This window comes from Aquirufa echingensis, from assembly GCF_042714525.1.
In the GTDB taxonomy this organism is placed as follows: domain Bacteria; phylum Bacteroidota; class Bacteroidia; order Cytophagales; family Spirosomataceae; genus Aquirufa; species Aquirufa echingensis.
This window is the reverse complement of record NZ_JBBKYA010000007.1, coordinates 76,513-78,241: the sequence shown is the minus strand read 5'-3', so window position 1 is coordinate 78,241 and position 1,729 is coordinate 76,513. Positions and strand designations below refer to the sequence as shown.

At 46.9% G+C, this 1,729-nt stretch carries 1 rRNA gene (cut by a window edge); it reads right to left on the bottom strand.

Annotated features, from left to right (window positions below):
• Positions 1–1,693: ribosomal RNA gene (locus SKC38_RS12420) — 23S ribosomal RNA — on the bottom strand; it reaches 1,174 nt to the left of the window's first position.
• Positions 1,694–1,729 lie beyond the last annotated feature (36 nt).

Below are 1,729 nucleotides of genomic sequence, written 5' to 3'. Positions count from 1 at the left end.
AGGCTCCCTTTATCCCGAAGTTACAGGGTTAATTTGCCGAGTTCCTTAGCCGTGATTCACTCGAGCGCCTTAGAATATTCTTCTCGACCACCTGTGTCGGTTTACGGTACGGGTTACTTATCAGTTATACACGCCTAGACTTTTCTTGGAAGTTTACTCACTACACTCGTTTTGGCATTGCTGCCGCCTCTCAAAGACACTATTCCGTCAGTATCTGGTAACCTGTAATCTCCGTCATCTATTTGCCCAATAAGTAAGTGCAGGAATATTAACCTGCTGTGCATTAGGTTGTCGCTTTCGCTAGACCCTTAGCCCCCGACTAACCCTCAGTTGATTAGCATAGCTGAGGAAACCTTAGTCTTTCGGCGTGAGGGTTTCTCGCCCTCATTATCGTTACTCATGCCTACATTTGCTTTTCTGAACGCTCCAGCCAAGCTCGTCGCTCAACCTTCACCGCAGATCAGAATGCTCCCCTACCAGTATATAAATATAATCCAAAGCTTCGGTACTTTACTTGATGCCCGTTTATTATCGATGCCCGCCTCGCTCGACCAGTGAGCTGTTACGCACTCTTTAAATGAATAGCTGCTTCCAAGCTAACATCCTGGCTGTCACTGCAATCAGACTTCCTTAGTTCAACTTAGTAAAGATTTTGGGACCTTAGCTGTTGGTCTGGGTTCTTTCCCTCTCGGATTGGGACCTTAGCACCCCAACCCTCACTCCCGGGTATATTTTAAGCCATTCAGAGTTCATCAGGATTTGGTAGGATTTGACTCCCCCTAGTCCTATTGGTAGCTTTACCTGCTTAAAACTTAACCCCGAGGCTGTTCCTAAAAACATTTCGGGGAGTACGAGCTATTTCTCAGTTTGATTGGCCTTTCACCCCTACCCACAAGTCATCCAAATACTTTTCAACGTAAACTGGTTCGGTCCTCCACTCCGTGTTATCGGAGCTTCAACCTGCTCATGGGTAGATCACAAAGTTTCGCGTCTACTCCCACTGACTAAGCGCCCTATTCAGACTCGCTTTCGCTCCGGCTGCTCACATCTATATGATTAACCTCGCCAGTGAAAGTAACTCGTAGGCTCATTATGCAAAAGGCACGCCGTCACCCCAATAAGGGCTCCGACCGCTTGTAAGCGTATGGTTTCAGGGTCTTTTCACCCCCTTACTCAGGGTACTTTTCACCTTTCCTTCACAGTACTCGTTCACTATCGGTCTCTTGGTAGTATTTAGCCTTACCGGATGGTGCCGGCAGATTCAAAGGGGATTTCTCCAGTCCCCCCCTACTCAGGATACCACTACAATTACATAAGCTTACCAATACAGGGCTCTCACCTTCTACGGCCTGCCTTCCCAGACAGTTCTTGTTCCTTTATATAATCGATGTCGTGGTCCTACAACCCCAGTCTTGCCGCAACAACACTGGTTTGGGCTAATCCGCGTTCGCTCGCCACTACTTACGGAATCACTTTTGTTTTCTCTTCCTCTGCTTACTTAGATGTTTCAGTTCAGCAGGTTCGCCTTCTATCTTAAATAGAATAATAGATCTTCAATCTACTGGGTTGCCCCATTCGGAAATCATCGGATCAAAGGTCTTGTGCACCTCCCCGAAGCTTATCGCAGCTTAACACGTCCTTCATCGCCTCCAAGAGCCTAGGCATCCCCCATACGCCCTTAATTCACTTACTCTTTTATAAAATATCTTCATCCCGAAGGATTCAATAA